We start from the raw sequence: 17131 nt of genomic DNA on the forward strand, positions 1-17131 counted from the left end.
GCTGCCATCCTCGGCGCCTCCGACGATCGCTGGGGTTCGCGCGCCTCGGACCCAGTCAAACCATGAGATTTGTACTTTGATACTTTGATCCCCCACCCTTCTGAAAGGGTGGGGGGTTTCTTGTGTGTTTGTCCTTTTGTCCGTGCCGTGCGATATCGTTCCCGCGCGCGGTGCGCTTGACAGATGCACCATTTTGGGCTATCGTGTACTGTTAAAGCAGTACTGGTAATTCCCCATTCTATGAACGTTGAGCGCAATCCCATTCCGAGCCCACAGGAAGATGCTGAGCGGGCGGCCGATCGGTTTCGCGAGCCGTCCGCGCCCGCGGAGCTTCCGGCGACGCACACGCCGGAGCAGCTGCGCGTGCACATTGAGGAAACGGTTGATGCGTGGACGCAGCAGCTCACGCAGACATACGCGGAGCAGTCGCTGGGTCCCATGTTGAAGGAGAAGCAGGTGGACGCACTGGCATCCAATGTTGTGGCGGGCCTCCTGCACCTCCGGTTCAATGGTGGTGACGAGGCACTCAAGACGCGGCTCTCCGATAAGGGCGTGCTCCAGGGCAGCGCACTCGCCATGCAGTCGGATGGCATGCGGTTCATTGTGGAGTCGGCGAAACTCGCACTCCTCCGCTACGGCCTGGAAGCGCGCAACGCGGCTGGGGGTGCGATGGCTGCGACGGAGCAGACCAGGCATGAGCTCGACGCAAAAGTTGCCGACGCCGCGAAGGAGTACGTTCCCAAAGAACGCGCGATGGAGCTCCTCAAGCAGGCACCGCAGGGCGCGCCGGTGTACCGCAGTTTTGCACTCGATCGCCTTTTTGCGGTCGCACGCAATGCAGATATCCGTGCGGCACTCCAGGAGACCGGTGCCATGGATGAGGCGGGTATCTGGCACCTCGAGAGTCCGGCTGCGCGCAAGATGATTCAGGATACCATCGAGACGACCGCAAAGCGTGTGCCGAATATGAAAAGCGGCGAGGAGCTCGCGGATCATGTGGAGCAGTCGCTCCGATTCATCATCGGTCGCGGTGGGAGTGCTAATCGGAACGTGAACCGTCCTACGGCCGCAGGGATGTAGGAGATCATTGGAAAGAATAGAAAACGGAGCACTGATTATCGGTGCCCCGTTTTCTATTGAGGCCGAAGGTATTTGCACCGAAAGATCACATGCGACCTATGGAGCGTGTGAGATTTCTCCGCTCCCTCGCGGACTCGCTCGGTCGAAATGACGGAGGGGGGTGAGGATTCACTTCGCTCGCAATGACAGATGGGTGGGCAGGAAAGCAAACAGAGCGCCGATTATCGGCGCTCTGTTTGCTGTTTGTCCGTGCGCTGTCGTGTGAAGAGGAGGATGCGACGGCCGACGCGCTGGTTGGTGCGCGCGTACGGGAGGTGTTCCTTTCCCTTGAGCACGGGATGGTTGCGGAGTGCCGGTGGGAACGGGTTTTCCTGCGTGAAGCCGAGCGCGGTGACTGCCGCGCAGAATGGTTGCGGGTTGAGACCGTGGAGGTGGGTGGCCTGCGGGAACACGAACGCTACGCGGGCACCGGGTTTGAGTACCTTCGCGAACTGTCGGAATGCGTCGAGGTAGAGGGTGGAGAGTTCGGCCGGCAGCCGTGTACTCGCAGCGCGCGGCTGAGGTGGGCCGAGGGTGGGCTCGGTGGCGATGGTGGTGATGGGTTCGGTCATGCAGTGCACGAGCCCGTGGATGTCGCAGGGCGTTACGGAGACGGTTTGCGTGGGGTACTGTGCAATCGCGCGTGCGGCGCGTCGGACCCATTCCACGTTCTCCTGAGTATCTGCTACTGCGCCCGCGCTGACGTCGGTGCCGATGATGCGCGGGATACCGAGGAGCATCGCTTCCATGAGGATGGTGCCGGAACCGCAGAAGGGATCGAGGAGCGTTGCACCGCCTTCCGCATCCGGGCGCGTCGTGCCGAGCGCGATGTTCACCATCATCCGCGCGAGCTTTGGCGGGAGCATGCCGGAGCGCGCATCGCGGCGTGGGCGACCGTAGTCGCGCGTGCTCCAGGCCTTGAAGGGCTGAACGGCGAGCGTGCGCGTGAGCACGATGCCGTCGTCCGTGACGAGGAACGCAAGCTCGACACCGTTCTTCTCCGGCAGGAGCTTCTGCTCGGCGACCGTCACCGTCGAGAGCGTCGCGTCGCGCGAGGTGACGTGGCGTACTTTGCGTCCGGCTGATTCCAGTCGCTGCTTCACGTCCGTTGTGCTCTGTCGGATGTTCTTCCGCACATGTTCCACAGCCCGCGCATCGCCGCCGAGGGTGTAGACGGAGAACCCGTAGCGGACGCGCTGGTCTGGGTGTGCGCTTGCGGAGATGTGCTGCGCGATGGTGTCGGCGCGCACCGCATCGCGCGTGATGTGTCCGAGCACCGTCGCGATCTTCTGCACACCGGCGAGGCGGTCCATGAGTACGGCCGCTGCGGCTTCGGGCGATGCGCCGCGATGGTGGAGGTCGAGCACGAGCGCCTCGCCGGAGAGTTGCGCGTTTCCCCAATCCGCATCGTCACCAAGCACCGCAAAGAGTTCCGCGATGGAGAGGTGCGGTTCACGGCCGAGGATGAAGGCGAGCTGCATAGAAGACCATCGTAGCGCAGTTTCATCGAAACAGGGTTTAAGACGGTTTATGTGTTTGGATATTTTTGCTTCGTTGAGCGCAATAGATCGTCTCAGGTGCCGCCTTGACAGGTGCGCTCTGTTATGTTACGTTGAGGGGCTCTATGGGGGAGCTTTTTCTATGGGCATGCCCCGTGGAGAGCTCATTCTCAACTGGATTCGCTAGCAATGGGCACGACAAGGTGCCCGGAGGAGGTGTGACGTGGCAGCAGATGACAAAGAACCGGAGAAGAGGCCCGGTGGTTTTGGCGATACGCTCAGGAGCTTGCTGTTCACCTCAGACGCGGAAGAACAGCCGGACATGTCAGGACTTGGATCCGGCGGAGTCGTAGACCCGTCTGATGTCGAGTCGCTCACCGCGGAAAGCGGCGTCATCGGCGGCCCGGAGACGCGAGTACCCAGGCGTGAGATCGACGTGTTCACCACACCGTTCGGCGAGCTCTACGCGCTCACGAAGACCGTGGGCGATGAGGCGACGGATAAGCTCCTCGCCGCAGACGCACGACTCGCGGGCAAGGTGCCCGAAGTTCGCGCGGCTGCACTGGAAGCGACCGTTGCGGCACTCGCGGCGGACGTTCCTGCGGTGACGAAGACACTCGCGCAGCGCGCTGAGGCACTCTCGAAGCTCGTCGCGATGAAGCAGCGTAACGTGAGCGACGCGCAGAGCAAGCGCAAGGCGGAACTCGATGAGGCACGGACTCAGACCATCGCCGAGGTCGAGAAGCTCAACGCGCAAATCAAAGCGCTCGAGCAGAAGTTCACGCAGGAAGCGCAGGAGGCGAGCGACGCGCAAGCGCGCGATCTTTCGTCGGTTCAAGGATTCGCTGCCCGCGTCGTGGAGGAGCAGCGCCGCCTGTCGGCATTGCAGGAAGCCCTCACGGCGCAGGGTGTACCCGTCAACGAGTAGGTGTGATGACCACAAGGAAAGGGAGGTAGGTATGGGTCGGCTGTTCTCGATGTTCAGGAATATCTGGCGTGGCGTGGTGAGCATGATGATTACGGACGCCGCGATCGCGTTCCCGGAGGAAACGTACCGAGGTCAGATCCAGAAGGCGCGTGAGATGCACGAGAAGTTGCTCCGAGCCGCCGGCATGGTGAAGGGCAACCTCATCAGCCAGCAGCGCGTGCTCGATGAGATCGAGCGCGAGCTCGCAGAGACCGACGCGAAGCTCAAGGTCGCCGTACAACGTGCAGTAGGTGGCGATACCTCGATGAAGGAGGTTGGTGCGCTCCTCACGAGGAAGAAGGAAGGTCTCGTGAAACGTCGGGACGAGCAACGCCCGACCGTCAGTGGGCTCCAGCAGAGTGCCGAGCAGGTGAAGCGCGATCTGCGCAAGTCCGAGGCCAGCATCAAGGACCTCACGCAGCGTATGCAGACGAACATCGCGCGGCTCCGCAGTGCGCAGCAGCGCGAGCAGATGCAGAATCTGCTCTCCGGTTTGAGCGTCGAGGGTGACGATCAGGCCATCGCCGAGCTGGAGGCCGCCATTGACCAGCAGGTTGGCCGCGTGGAGCTCGTGGATGAGATCGCGGGGGGCTCGATCGAGCGCCAGCTTGAGGACCTCGAGGCGCAGTCCGGCGACGCGGTTGCCGCGAGCGAGTTCGATCGTCTCGTGGCTGAGATGCAGCGTCAGCAGGGTGTGGCCGAGGCCGCGTCCGCGTTGCCCGACCCGGGTGGGAAGGCCGTCTAGCTGTACCGAAAGCGCAACAGAAAAAACGAAAACAAGAAAAGGAAGAGAGGGTAGAATGAAGGGGAAGAAGCTGTCGTGGTTTGCATGGTTGCTCATCGTCGGTGTGCTGGGTTCCATCGCGTTCTTCAGTGTCCGGGCGTTCGGGCCCGGCATCGGCGATCGCCTCGCGTCGTGGTTTCCGGAGAGGCATGTGGCGGAGTCGAGCGTGCCGCTCAAGGTGACATTGCCGGATCGCGGTGACGTGACGCTGCCGCAGCGGCTGACCGCCAAGCAGGATCTCGGGGTGTTCCCGCAGGTCTCGCCGAGCGAGCTTCAGCCCGGGTGCGGAGACCTCCCGGAGGTGCGTTGGGGGCTGTGGTTCTGGAACACGCACAACGGTATGATCCTGGCCAACGGTGGACCACAGTCCGCCCGCGGTTCCGCGATGTGCGCGAAGGGCGTGAACCTGACCCTCGTCCGCGAGGATGAGGTCCCCAACCAGCTCAGCGGGTTGGTGAAGTTCGCGCAGGCGTACGCAGGTGGCGAGGAGTACCCGAGGGATGGCTACGCGTTCGTCTCGTTCATGGGTGACGGCACCGCCGCCATTCTCACCGAGGTCAACGCGACGCTCGAGAAGCTCGGGCTCGAGTACCGCGCGCAGGTCGTGGGCTCGCTGGGCTACTCGCGCGGCGAGGACGCGCTCATGGGGCCGGTCTCATGGCGTTTGGATCCGCAGAACATGCGTGGCGCGGTCATCCTGGCGTACCTCCGCGACGGTGATTGGGACATCGGCATGAAGTTTGCCGGTGATAACGGCATCTGCAACAACCCCGACGAGCGGACGTACGATCCGAACTGCATCAACTGGATGGCAGCGGATTCGTACACCGACGCGGCGAACAAGTACGTCGCCAATGCGTGCGAGACCCGTCCGGTCGTGTCCAAGGGCAAGAAGACCGGCGAGGAGCGGAAGGTGTGCGCGGACGGCGTGGCCACGTGGACGCCGGGCGACAACATCGTGGCCGACCAGCGTGGTGGCCTCGTGCGCATCGTCGCGACGGACACGTACTACTACCAGATGCCCAACGCGGTCATCGGCATCCGCAAGTGGATGCGCGACCACACGCGGCTCGTGGACGGCATGCTCGAGGCATCGTTCGATGCCAACCAGACGATGCGGGATTCGGACGATGCGATGCGGCGGGCCTCGGCGCTCGCGGCCATCGTGTACCACGAGCAGGGCGCCGACGCCGCGTACATCTACAAGTACTTCAAGGGCGTCACCGAGTCGGACAAGCAAGGCCTCATGGTCGAGCGCGGCGGCAGCTCCGTGAATAACCTCGCGGACAACTGCAAGCTCTTCGGCCTCCAGTCCTGCGCGCCCGGGTCCACGTCCCTCTACCGCGCGACGTACGAGACGTTCGGCAACATCGTGGTTCAGCAGTACCCGAACCTCGTGCCGAGCTACCAGCCGTACGAGCACGTCGTGGACACGAGTTTCCTCGAGCGCATCGTCGCACGCGGCGCTCCGCGGGCCGCACCGGATCAGCCGACGTTCGCAGCGCATACCTCGGTACAGCAGGTCATCTCTCGGAGGAGCTGGAACATCAGCTTCGATTCCGGCAAAGCGACGTTCTCGAATGGCGCCTTCCAGGATCTCCAGCAGCTCTCCAGCGATCTCGTCATCGCCGGCAGGGCCAAGGTCGTGGTTGAGGGGCACACCGATGCTACGGGCAACGCCGATCAGAACTTCGCGCTGTCGGAGGCGCGCGCGTTCGCGGTGAAGCACTGGCTCGAGAAGCGTGACCCCGTGAACTTCCCCAAGAATCGCGTCGAAGTCGTCGCCTACGGCCAGACCAGGCCCGTGGCGTCCAACGTGACCCCCGAGGGTCGTGCGCAGAACCGACGCGTCGAGGTGGTGATCGGCACGTCCAACTAGCAAGCGAATCCAGCATGTACCGTGCCCGACCCTCATGGTCGGGCACATCTCCGAGCACCGTTCTCCAGAACGATGTTCGGAGATGCACAATGGTGCGTCACGGTTCCTTCACTACTGCTCTGAAGCAAGAAAGGAGAGAGCACATGCAAGTATTGAGGACGCTCGGGCAGGCATTCCTGCCCAATCGGGTCGTTTCATCGCGCGTCATGGCGATTATCGCGATAGGCTGGACGATGACCGCGCTCCTCGTGTGGGTGAACTCACCCTTCGAGGTTCTGCCGACGCCTGGTGACGTGTTCGCGGCGTTTCCGGAACTCTGGATGAACCAGGGGCTCTCGCGCGAGCTCGGGACGAGCTTCGTGCTGTACATCGAGGCCATCGCCATCGCGAGCATCTTCTCGTTCGGGGTGTCGTACGCGACCGTGCTCCCGCTCCTGCGGCCGATCGTCGCGGCGGTATCGAAGGGGCGATTCCTCGGGCTCATCGGGCTCCCGTTCCTGTTCACGATTCTCGTGGGGACCGGTCGGCCGTTGAAGCTCGCGCTCCTCGTCTGCGGGATTTCGGTGTTCCTCGTGACGACCATGGCGGACGAAGTGGCGAACATCGCGCGGGACCGGTTCGATCTCGCCCGCACGCTGCGCATGTCCGAGTGGCGTGTCGTGTGGGAGGTCGTCGTCCTCGGGACGGTGGACCGCGCCATTGACGCGCTGCGGCAGAACGCGGCGATCGGATGGATGATGCTCCCGATGGTGGAGGGCATCTCACGGACGCAGGGCGGCGTGGGAGCCATGCTCCTCGACCAGAACAAGCACTTCCACCTCGCGTCCATCTTCGCGGTGCAGCTCACGCTGCTCGCCATCGGGTTGGGACAGGATGCCTGCTTCGGATTCATGAAGCGCATCGTGTGCCCATACGCATTCTTCACCCTGGAACGGAGGTAACCATGGCGACGAACTTCGTGGATGATCGGAAGGACAATGGTGTCATCTTTCGTGCCGAGGGGATCTCCCTCGCGTTCGGTGACAAGCGCATCCTCCGTGATCTCACCTGCGAGGTGCGGGATGTCGTTCGACCCGGGCACGTGACCGGCCAGGTCATCGGCCTCCTCGGGCCGTCGGGTGTGGGGAAGACGCAGCTCCTCCGGATCATCGCCGGCCTCAACCGTCCCGACTCCGGTGCGGTGTTCATCGGCCATGAGCTCCTGCCCGCGCAGCGCGGCATGGTGGGCGTCGTCTTCCAGCACTACCCGCTCTTCGAGCGCCGTCGCGTCCTCAGCAACCTCGTCGTTGCCGGCAGACGAGCTGGCAATACGCGTGCCGAGGCGACCCAGCGTGCGTACCATTACCTCGAGCGGTTCCACATGGCCGACCGCGCGATGTTCTACCCCGCGCAGCTCTCCGGCGGTCAGCGCCAGCGCGTGGCCATCGCGCAGCAGCTCATGTGCTCTGAGCATTTCATCGTCATGGACGAGCCGTTCTCCGGGCTCGATCCCATCCAGGTGCAGACGGTCGTTGATCTCATCTTCGAGGTCGCGGGAATGCACGAGCTCAACACGGTCATCGTCGTGTCGCACGATGTGGACGCCACGGTGCTCGCGGCGGATACGATCTGGTTCATGGGACGCGACCGCGATGAGCACGGCGCGATCATCCCGGGCGCGAGGATCCAGGAGGTCATTGATCTCGTGCCTCTCGGCCTCGCCTGGTGGCAGAGCCCCACGTGGGATTCCCCCGGCCTTGACGAGTGCGCCCGTACGCTCCGGAAACGCTTCAGCAATCTCTAGCAGGCGAGCGGGGTCCGATACGCATCGGGCCCCGCTCCACCACTCCACCTCCCGCCCGCGCCGCACCGCTCCTCCAAGCGCGGCGCGGACGGGAGCCGAAGTGGCTTCATACTTCCTTCACAATCAGGATAAGTCCGCTCCGACATCAGGGGCGAGGAAGGAGTGCCCATGGATGGGAAGTCCCTCGCAAAGGAGAACGCGGTGCGGGCGTTCAACGCGCCCGGGAACATCGCGAGCGGTGTTATTGCAGGTTTTTGCAGTATTGTCCTCGGTCCGCTTCCCCTCATCCTCTGGGGGTTGGGGTCGAGCGCATGGATGATCCATGCAACCGCAAACCGGCGGTACATCACAGACATCCTCAAGGATGAACAGGCCGAGCGGCTCGCCGCGCGTAGCCGCGAGCGCGATGTGCTTCACCGGCGCATCACGGCGACGATGGAGCAGGAACCGTTCGCGGGCTGGGTGTGGAGCAGTGCGATCCCGCACTACCTCAACCAGTACACGAAGCTCGTGAACATCCGCGATCGCGTGGCACGCATCGCGAACGACCGGTCCGAAATCGTGCGAGACGCCGAGGATACGATGCTCCGGCGGCTCGACGACATGCTCACCAAGTACCTCAAGTTCGTGTGGTCGCGGATCGGGTACTTGCAGAACCTCACCGGCGAGCGTCTCGACCTCGTGGAAGATGCTCCGGTGCCGCCGGTGCGTCTGTCGTTTATGCGGCGCGTCGTTGGTGCTCTCGTCGTGTCTTCGGAAGGAGAGGACACGGTGCACCGCGATCCCGTGGAGCGTCATCGTCGTCAGGGTTCGCTCGATGGCAATCACCTCATTGGTACCATTGAGCGACAGATCACCAATCTCCAACAGCTCGCCCAGGATGAGCCCGCAACTGCAGCGCATCGCCTTTCGCACGCGCGGTTGCTGGAGAATCGGCTCAGCATCCTGCAGCAGTGCCGCGAGCATGATCGTCGCGTCACCGCGCAGCTCGAGGCGTTTCCGGATGGGTTTGATCTCATCCTCACGAGGGTCTCGGCGACGCAGTACCAGGCAGAGGAAGTCGTGCAGTGCATGGAAGCGCTCGCGACGGATGTCGAGGATACCGAGCGGTTCGTGGAGGCGATGACGCCGCTCATGGACGGTGCGCTGTCCGACATTGACCTCATGGTCACCACGACCACTTGAGGAGTACCACGGGCCTCGGCGCATACCGCGTCGAGGCCCGCTTCACACGCCATGAGTGTAGGAGGTAGCTGTGGACCATAGCACCTGTTTTGAGACGATTGCCCGGCGTTACGCGGGCGGGCGAGAGCGCCTGTTCATCCTCCACGGGAATACCCGAGACCTGTTCCCGGGTCTCACGGGGGAGGAGCGGGTGGCGCTCCGCACGCTGCCGGATGCACTCTACGCCCACCTCTCGAGTGATTTGGCGCAGCGCGCGTCGCGCATCTGGATGCACTACGGCGTGGGGCATGGCACGCGGTTCATGAACTCGGAGGCCGACGGGGTGGCGCGGATGATGGGCATCCTTGGCGCGGAGATCAATCGCTTCGTCGCGGCGCGGAAGCCCGTGGAGTTCTTCGGACTCCTGGACGAGGTCTGCCAGGGCCGCGAGAAGATCGGATATGGTGATGGGATGCGCAAGGTTCCCATTCCACTCCGCGTGATCGTCACCGAAGCACAGCTCACCTTCCCCAACGCACCGACGCACTTTCTCCAGCAGGAGGATCGCGCGCTCCTCGCGCGGTTGCGGCGGTTTGCGATCGAGCCGGCATACGATGACACGAACACGCTCCTCGTGCTCGTCACCGATTCGCTCACCGACCTCCACCCGGAGCTCCGTGAGGTGGCAGTGACGCTGGAGCTCAGTCGCCCGAACGAGGAGACGATTACCGCGTTCCTCGCGGAGACCATGGCGAGGCGCAACGTCGTGTTCGCCGACGGTGCCGATGGGCGGCGTACCGCGCGTCTCGCCGTGGGACTCACGCGACGACAGGTGGAGACCATCGCCGTCGAGTGTGCGGCGCAAGCGCAGCCACTCACGAGTGCCGTCCTCGAACAGCGACGCGCAGAGCTCATTCGGCGCGACTACGGCGACCTCCTCGAGTTCATCGAGCCGCGCTGGACGCTCGACGATGTGGGCGGGCACGCACTCGCCGTTGCCGAGCTTCGCACGCTCGCCGCCGCGCTCGCGCGCGGTGACCGCGACATCCCCTCCGGCATCATCGTGGGTGGGCAGAACGGCGTGGGCAAGACGCACCTCCTCACGGGATTTGCCGGAACGGCCGGCGTCACGGTGGCGGTGCTCAAGCCCTTCAAGTCCTCCGGCTACGGTGAATCGGAGAAAGCGTGGGGACGGATCGCCACCGCGCTCACCTCCGCCGGTCAGATCATCGTCATCGTCCAGGAGGCCGATGCCGCGCTTGGGCAGCGAACGGGGCAGAACGTCCATGAGGTTTCGAAGCTTGTCCTCGTCGAGCAGCTCAAGCTCATGGGCGATCCCGCGTACCGTGGGAAGATCCTCTGGCTGCTCGACACGTGTCGGCCCGACAAGCTCGTGCCGGACGTGAAGCGGCCGGGACGCGCCGAGCGCATGATCCCGCTCTTCCCGGAGACCGAACCTGCGCGCATCATGGAGATCCTCAGAGTCCAGGTCGCGCTCCTCACGCGGAACCAGGGGTACGAGTTCGCTGATGGATTCCTCCCCAACTTCCCGGACCAGCTCCTCAAGCGTTTCATCGGGAAGACCGGAGCGCAAATCGCTCGTGCGCTCCAGCGCGCAAAGCGGCTCGCACGAGAAGAAGAAACCTGGCCCATCACCTCGCCCAACCTGCATGCCGTCGTGCGGAAGGATACGCTTTTCGATGCGGAACCCCGCGCGTACGAGCTCCAGCGCCTCATCGCGATCGCGGAGGCGATCGAGACCGACAATGCGGACCTTGTTCCGCAGCATTACCTCGATCCGGTGAAGCGCGACGGTATCGCTGGACTCCAGCGCACCATCGAGGAGCTCCGTCGGGTGTGTGATGTGAACTGAAACGACAGGAACAAGAACCCCCGACACCTCACGGTGTCGGGGGCTTTCCATTGCGTGTCTCACGCCGGCTGTTGTTCTTTTGGGCGGTAGGAGAGGGCTTCGGAGATGTGGGTAGTGGTGATGTCGGGCGCACCGGCGAGGTCGGCGATGGTGCGGGCGACGCGGAGCGTGCGGAGGGTGGCGCGGGAGGAGAGGTGGTAGCGGTCGGCGGCGCGCAGGAGGGTGGTGCGCGCTTCACCGTTGATGACGGCGACCGCGCGGAGCTCGTGCGCGGAGAGGCGCGCGTTGAGCGTGGCGATGCCGAGCGCCTCGCCGCGTGCGCGCTGGCGATCGCGCGCGGCGCAGACGCGGCCGCGCACCGCGGAGGAAGGTTCTTCCTGCGGCGCGGTGAGGAGCACCTCGGACGGCTGGCGCGGGACGGGGACGACGAGGTCAATGCGATCGAGCATGGGGCCGGAGACCCGCTGCTGGTAGCGGAGGACTTGGGACGGCGCGCAGATACACTGCTGCTGGCTGTCGCGCCAGAATCCGCACGGGCACGGGTTCTGCGCCGCGATGAGCATGAACTGTGCGGGGAACGTGCACGATCCGGCCGCGCGCGAGACCGTCACCACGCCGTCTTCCAGTGGCTGGCGCAGCGCCTCGAGGACGCCGCGCTTGAACTCCGGGAACTCATCGAGGAAGAGGACGCCGTGGTGCGCGAGCGTCACCTCGCCGGGCTTCGGGTGTGCGCCACCGCCGATGATCGCGACATCCGACGCCGAGTGGTGCGGGCTGCGGAACGGCCGCTCGGCCATGAGGCCACCGCGCGACGGCGTGAGACCAACGACCGAGTGCGCCATGGTGACGGCGAGTGCCTCGTCCTCGGACATCGGTGGCAGGATGGTGGGGACGGCTTTCGCGAGCAGGGACTTCCCCGTCCCCGGCGGACCGATGAAGAGGAGGTTGTGTCCGCCCGCCGCGGCGATCTCGAGTGTGCGCTTGGCGCTGTGCAATCCGTGGATGTACGCGAAGTCGTTCTGCTGGAGCTCGTCGGCATCGGCGTGCGGTGGCGGCGTGCTCCGCACGTACACGGGCAGCTGCTCCTGGCCGAGGATGTGCGGGATAACCTGCGTGAGGTGCTCGGCCGCGAGGAGCCGTAGGCCGGAGATCGCCGCCGCTTCCTCCGCGTTGCCCAGCGGCAGGACAATCGTCTCGATGCCGAGGCGGCGTGCCGCGAGCGCAATGGCGAGTATGCCCGTGACGGGACGCAGCGAGCCGTCGAGCGCGAGCTCGCCGATGAAGAGCGTCCGCTCGCGGAGCGGTGGCACGTCGTAGCTCGCACCCGTCTCGCCGTCCTCGCGTTCAAATTCCACGCGCCCGCTCGCGAGCATGATCGCTGCGGCGATGGGGAGATCAAATGCGGGCCCCTCCTTCTTGAGGTCGGCCGGCGCGAGGTTGATGGTCACGCGCGTGCGCGGGAACGACACTTTGCAGTTGCGGATCGCCGCGCGCACCCGATCGCGCGATTCCCGCACCGCCGCATCCGGCAGCCCGACGATCATACACTGCGGGAGCCCGGGCCCCACATCGGCCTCCACTTCCACTGGTACGCCATCAAGACCAACGACCGTCGCCGAGAGCACACGCGCGGTTGCCATAGTGCTTCATCGTAGCATGGAAAATGAAGAGCGGCCCACCGGAAGGGTGGGCCGCTCGCTGACGCGGACTCATGCGGGTTGCGGAATCTCCATGAGGCAGAGGTGCCGTCCGATGATGCCGTAGTAGTACGGCTTGCCGTTGTCAATGAACGCGTTGCTCACGCGGTCGAAGCCGGGACCCGAAAATCCTTCGACGACCATGCACTGGAGATTGTCACGCGCGGTCATCCCCACGTAGCACCACTGTCCGTTCGGGAGCTCGGTTTCGTGGCCGACGTACGCAGCGGTCCCGAGCGCACGCACGCTGATTCTCTCCGGTGCGTGAGATCCGAGCGTGTAGCGTTCGTGCGTCACGACTCCGCATCGTTCGCCGCGCTGCTTGGTGACGATCGTGCAGGTGAAGTCGTCGGTCTTCCCGCGCACGTTGACGATTTGCCGCGACGGCTCGTAGCGGATCCGCGACGCTACGATGAGGTAGCGACGTTCGTTGAACAACATCCGGAAAAGCGATCCCTCCCCGAACGGCGTGATGACCAGCACATTGTCATCGAACACCCATGCACCGCTGTAGTCCTCGGTGTCTCGGCAGCACTCGACGCCGTCCCGGTACACGCATATCGCTCCACCAACCTCGGTCATCGTGATGATGTGTCCCTGTGGCGAAAGGTACACCCGCTTGAGGCGTTGCTTGGGGAACGCGCCCTCGAGCACGCGCTTCTCTGCGACGAAGAGGAGCGTTTTGGACGGGTACGCATGGCTCGTGTCGGGGATGACGGATTCGATGACGCTCACCGGAACGCCATCCGGCTTGAACCCTACGATTCGTGGTGCGAGGTAGCATGCGGTTTCGTCATCGAACGCGTCGCCGAGCCAGACGGTGCTCGCCACGTCTTCGAAGTGGGGAGCACCGTGGTTCACGAGCACGGCATCACCCTCGATGACCGTGGCGACCCAGAGCTCGCCGGACGGTGCAACCGCGAGGTCATACGCATACGGCTCGCGCTGCGGTGACATCTGCTCGCCGTTGTGCCACGTTCCGTAGCGCTCGGGCAGGCGCTTGCCCCGCACGAACGTGTCCGGCAGGATCGGCCCGTGCGGGTGCCGTCCAAACCGCTGGACATCCTCACGCGTGATGGGGTCCTCCTTTGCGTTCGCCCGCTCCAAGAGCCACTGGACCTGCGGGAGTGTCGGTTGCTCATGCTTGCTCATGCTGCCTCCTCGCTCCGAGAGTCGCTCGCACACCGCTGGAGGTGCATCATTGCACCGAGGCGGCGGAATGCGACTGTGAAAGAGCATCGCAATCGTACCCGTACCGCCCGCCACATGTCAAGCGGCCCACCGTGGTGGTGGGCCGCTCGTTTCGTGGCGCGGTCTGCGGCGCGGCGACTAGAGGTCGTGTACCTCGTTCGGCGGCGCGGGGTGCGGGAGGGCGTAGTGGAGGCGAATTTGCTCCATTTTCAGGAGGATCATGTCCCGCAGCGCGTCCTGCACGATGATGGCGTCTTGGGACCCACCATCGTAGAGGGTTGCGCGGTACGCGAGGTGGGCCTCAACAACCTCCTGCGCGAGTGCGGTTACATACGATGGCTCGATGCCCGCATGGTTTGCGACCGCATGGAGGAGTTGCTCGAGCGCGAGCGGCTGGTTGGTTGTGCCGACGTGTTGTCGAATGCAGTGCTTGTGCGACTCGATGAGCGCGATGGTCTCTGCGGGTGATGTTGGAGACGCAGGTGCGCCATTGGCCACCCGACACTCTTCGAGGGTACGCGCTACCATGTCGGATGGGACACCCAGTGTAGTCGCGAGGTTCGTGGCAAGCATATCGAATGGTTCGTGGCGATGCGCAGCACATCCCGTCGCACCTGCGGCGAGTGCGAGTAGCGGGAACATCCATCGTTTCATGCAGTACTCCCTTCTCCTATGGCATCCCGCAGTATCGCGGGACTGTTGGAAAACTTGAAAACGAACTACCAGAACGATAGCACAGGAAAATGGTTCTGTCAAGCCAAGTCGTTTGACAGGAAAAAATCCCTGTGCTACAGTAGGAAATGCTGCGAACAAGCAGCGGCAATGTCAATACGTATGCAGAACATCATCACCTATCGGAAGCTCGGCATGGCCGCGGCGCGCACTCGCGTGTCGGTGACGGCGATGCGTGGTTGTGGCTGCGCGTATGCAGCGTGGATGGGTGGCGGAGTGTTCGGTTCGTGTTCGCCGGAAACGGCGTAGCATCGCACGAATGGAGCGCCCTGCCACGCATGTGGCGGGGCGTTTTGGTTCTTTGACAACAAGGAGAGCACTGTGCGATTTATCGCCACTGTCTGGAAGCTCATCGAGGCGCAGCAACGGATGATCATCGGCATCGCCGCGGCAGCGTGCGGGTACGAGACGATCAAGCTCGCGATTCCCTATCTCACGAAGGTGTTCATTGATACGCACGTCGCATCGGGAGGCCAGGCCATCTCCGCGCTCCACGGGATCATCCTTGGAACGATGGCGACGCTGTTCGTGATCTCGCAGCTCGATCTCGTCATCGAGCGGCTCATGCTGCGCTTCCTCTTCGATCGCGATGGGGCGACGCATGTGCAGGGAACGCGCCACGCGCTCATGCTCCCGATGACGTACCACGAACGCGAGCAGGCCGGAACGACGGTCTCGCGCATTGATCGCGGCTGCGAGAAGCTCATCATGCTCCTCCACGATGTCACCTGGCAGACGCTCCCCACGCTGTGTTCGGTTGTCCTCTCCGTGGGCGCGATGTGTTGGGTGGACTGGCGCATCGCGGCGATCTTCGCCGCATCCATCCCGCCGATCTTCTGGCTCGCGTACCGTCAGCAGCGAACGGTCTACGCGTGGCGGAGCGAACGCTACGGACTCTACGAGCGGTCGTGGGCGATCTTCACCGAGGCGATCTGGAACATGCGCATCGTGCAGTCGTTCGCGCGCGAGGATACCGTCCTCACACGCTACCGCGACATTCAGGAGCGCATCGTCGCGCTCAGCCGCAAGCAGATTCGGGAGGAGACGCGCTACGCGCTCGCGCGGTCGTTCATCGGGACGATCGTCGGCCAGACGCTCGTGCTCGCGGTTGCGACGTGGCGCGCGTACGGCGGCGCGCTCACGATCGGCGATGTCGTGCTCCTCGTGACGTACGCGCAGCTCGCGTACAAGTCGCTCTTCAACGGGATCCACCTCTTCGGCCGCGTGGCCGATGCGTACGAGGGCATCGCGCGGTACGCGGAGTTCCTCGCGACGGCACCGGACATCACCGATGCCACGGACGCCGCACGCGCGTCGCTCACCGGCACTGTCACGTTCGACCACGTCGGGTTCGCGTACCCCGATGCGCTGCACCACGCACTCCACGATCTCTCGTTCGCGATCACGCCAGGCGAGACCGTGGCGTTCGTTGGGCCTTCCGGTGCTGGAAAGTCCACGATCGTCCAGCTCATCCTCCGTCACCACGATGTGACGGATGGCAGCGTCCTCATGGATGGACATAACCTCCGCGCACTCGATCGCAAGCACGTCCGTTCTCAGATCGGCTACGTCCCGCAGGAGGGCCAGGTCTTCAGCATGACCGTCGCCGAGAACATCCGCTTCGGGAAACCGGATGCGACGGATGCCGAGGTGCGGGAGGCGGCGCTCCTCGCCGGCGCGCACGAGTTCATCCTGCAGCTCACCAAGCAGTACGAGACCGAGGTGGGCGAGCAGGGCGTGCACCTCTCGGGCGGCCAGCGCCAGCGTATGTGCATCGCCCGCGCGATCGTCGGCAAGCCGAAGATCCTCATCTTTGATGAGGCGACGTCCGCGCTCGACGTGGAGAACGAGCGCGTTGTCCAGGAGTCACTCGTTCGCCTCAAGGGAACGACGACGATCATCATCATCGCGCACCGCCTCTCGACCATCCGCCATGCCGACCGCATCTTCGTCATCCAGGACGGAACGCTCGCCGAAGTCGGTTCCCACGCTCAGCTCCAGCGGAAGAACGGCCTCTACCACCGCCTCGTTGCGCTCCAGCACACCGGAGCGTAGGCACGCGAGGCCGCGAACCCGATCCGTCACACGGATCGGGTTTTCCTATTCGCGTTGCGCACCGCAGCGCGCTAGAATGGACGCACTATGGAACTCCTCATCATCGCCATCATCGGCATTGGCGTGCTCTCTGCATCGTTGCATCGTCAGCTAGCGGTATTTGCTTGACAGCGATTTGTTCATACGGTACGGTACATGGTCAGGATGATTCTGACCGTTCATTGCACAATACAGCAACACGCTGCAACATCCCAGAAAGGAGCTCCCATGCCTCCGCAGAAGCAGGAGATCATCACCGATCCGAACGATCCGGTGAACGCCCGCGAGCTCGCGCGCGTTGTCGCACATATGCGCGGCCACCGCGCCGGCCACCGCGCGATTGCACGGT

At 64.0% G+C, this 17131-nt stretch carries 14 protein-coding genes; 10 read left to right on the top strand and 4 right to left on the bottom strand.

What is annotated here, in order from left to right; all coding sequences use genetic code 11:
• Positions 1–240: 240 nt before the first annotated feature.
• Positions 241–1080 (top strand): hypothetical protein, encoded by an 840-nt coding sequence (locus tag Q7S96_03735; GenBank protein MDO8463351.1) that lies wholly within the window; start codon positions 241–243, stop codon positions 1078–1080.
• A 221-nt stretch (positions 1081–1301) separates the two neighbouring features.
• Here the strand turns inward: Q7S96_03735 and Q7S96_03740 are convergent, their stop codons facing one another.
• Positions 1302–2600 carry a hypothetical protein gene (locus tag Q7S96_03740; protein ID MDO8463352.1) on the bottom strand — a complete coding sequence of 433 codons (1299 nt, stop codon included), beginning with the start codon at positions 2598–2600 and terminating at the stop codon, positions 1302–1304.
• A 241-nt stretch (positions 2601–2841) separates the two neighbouring features.
• Here Q7S96_03740 and Q7S96_03745 point away from each other — a divergent pair, with 241 nt between their 5' ends.
• The 7 genes from Q7S96_03745 to Q7S96_03775 all read left to right on the top strand — a co-directional run bounded on the left by Q7S96_03745 (position 2842) and on the right by Q7S96_03775 (position 11068).
• Positions 2842–3546, top strand: a complete 705-nt coding sequence (locus Q7S96_03745; GenBank protein MDO8463353.1) for a hypothetical protein — start codon at positions 2842–2844, stop codon at positions 3544–3546.
• 31 nt (positions 3547–3577) lie between these two features.
• Positions 3578–4330, top strand: coding sequence for a hypothetical protein (locus Q7S96_03750; protein ID MDO8463354.1), 753 nt, complete (start codon positions 3578–3580; stop codon positions 4328–4330).
• A gap of 55 nt (positions 4331–4385) precedes the next feature.
• Entirely contained in the window at positions 4386–6248 is a 1863-nt protein-coding gene (locus Q7S96_03755; protein MDO8463355.1) for an OmpA family protein, read from the top strand.
• 143 nt (positions 6249–6391) lie between these two features.
• Entirely contained in the window at positions 6392–7189 is a 798-nt protein-coding gene (locus tag Q7S96_03760) for a nitrate ABC transporter permease (GenBank protein MDO8463356.1), read from the top strand.
• A gap of 2 nt (positions 7190–7191) precedes the next feature.
• On the top strand, positions 7192–8031 hold the full coding sequence (locus Q7S96_03765; GenBank protein MDO8463357.1) for an ATP-binding cassette domain-containing protein: 840 nt from the start codon (positions 7192–7194) through the stop codon (positions 8029–8031).
• 168 nt (positions 8032–8199) lie between these two features.
• On the top strand, positions 8200–9216 hold the full coding sequence (locus Q7S96_03770; protein MDO8463358.1) for a hypothetical protein: 1017 nt from the start codon (positions 8200–8202) through the stop codon (positions 9214–9216).
• Between the two features lie 70 nt (positions 9217–9286).
• Positions 9287–11068, top strand: a complete 1782-nt coding sequence (locus tag Q7S96_03775) for an ATP-binding protein (protein ID MDO8463359.1) — start codon at positions 9287–9289, stop codon at positions 11066–11068.
• 59 nt (positions 11069–11127) lie between these two features.
• On the opposite strand, the gene Q7S96_03780 is transcribed toward Q7S96_03775, so the two are convergent.
• The 3 genes from Q7S96_03780 to Q7S96_03790 form a co-directional block, all read right to left on the bottom strand.
• Positions 11128–12708: a YifB family Mg chelatase-like AAA ATPase gene (locus Q7S96_03780; protein ID MDO8463360.1), complete on the bottom strand. Its 1581-nt coding sequence runs from the start codon at positions 12706–12708 to the stop codon at positions 11128–11130.
• 69 nt (positions 12709–12777) lie between these two features.
• A complete protein-coding gene (locus tag Q7S96_03785; protein ID MDO8463361.1) occupies positions 12778–13917 on the bottom strand; it encodes a hypothetical protein in 1140 nt (379 codons plus the stop codon).
• 177 nt (positions 13918–14094) lie between these two features.
• On the bottom strand, positions 14095–14610 hold the full coding sequence (locus Q7S96_03790; protein MDO8463362.1) for a hypothetical protein: 516 nt from the start codon (positions 14608–14610) through the stop codon (positions 14095–14097).
• Between the two features lie 180 nt (positions 14611–14790).
• Here Q7S96_03790 and Q7S96_03795 point away from each other — a divergent pair, with 180 nt between their 5' ends.
• The gene (locus tag Q7S96_03795) at positions 14791–14937 is read left to right on the top strand and encodes a hypothetical protein (protein MDO8463363.1); all 147 of its coding nucleotides are present in this window, start codon (positions 14791–14793) and stop codon (positions 14935–14937) included.
• A 72-nt stretch (positions 14938–15009) separates the two neighbouring features.
• Positions 15010–16743, top strand: a complete 1734-nt coding sequence (locus tag Q7S96_03800) for an ABC transporter ATP-binding protein (protein ID MDO8463364.1) — start codon at positions 15010–15012, stop codon at positions 16741–16743.
• Positions 16744–17131 lie beyond the last annotated feature (388 nt).

The sequence above is a fragment of the bacterium genome (assembly GCA_030647005.1).
Lineage (GTDB): Bacteria > Patescibacteriota > Patescibacteriia > JACPHY01 > JACPHY01 > JAUSKG01.

Coding starts and splice junctions, on each gene's coding strand:
- Q7S96_03735 (MDO8463351.1), top strand. CDS start 241: ATGAACGTTGAGCGCAATCCCATTCCGAGCCCACAGGAAGATGCTGAG.
- Q7S96_03740 (MDO8463352.1), bottom strand. CDS start 2,600: ATGCAGCTCGCCTTCATCCTCGGCCGTGAACCGCACCTCTCCATCGCG.
- Q7S96_03750 (MDO8463354.1), top strand. CDS start 3,578: ATGGGTCGGCTGTTCTCGATGTTCAGGAATATCTGGCGTGGCGTGGTG.
- Q7S96_03755 (MDO8463355.1), top strand. CDS start 4,386: ATGAAGGGGAAGAAGCTGTCGTGGTTTGCATGGTTGCTCATCGTCGGT.
- Q7S96_03760 (MDO8463356.1), top strand. CDS start 6,392: ATGCAAGTATTGAGGACGCTCGGGCAGGCATTCCTGCCCAATCGGGTC.
- Q7S96_03765 (MDO8463357.1), top strand. CDS start 7,192: ATGGCGACGAACTTCGTGGATGATCGGAAGGACAATGGTGTCATCTTT.
- Q7S96_03770 (MDO8463358.1), top strand. CDS start 8,200: ATGGATGGGAAGTCCCTCGCAAAGGAGAACGCGGTGCGGGCGTTCAAC.
- Q7S96_03780 (MDO8463360.1), bottom strand. CDS start 12,708: ATGGCAACCGCGCGTGTGCTCTCGGCGACGGTCGTTGGTCTTGATGGC.
- Q7S96_03785 (MDO8463361.1), bottom strand. CDS start 13,917: ATGAGCAAGCATGAGCAACCGACACTCCCGCAGGTCCAGTGGCTCTTG.
- Q7S96_03790 (MDO8463362.1), bottom strand. CDS start 14,610: ATGAAACGATGGATGTTCCCGCTACTCGCACTCGCCGCAGGTGCGACG.
- Q7S96_03795 (MDO8463363.1), top strand. CDS start 14,791: ATGCAGAACATCATCACCTATCGGAAGCTCGGCATGGCCGCGGCGCGC.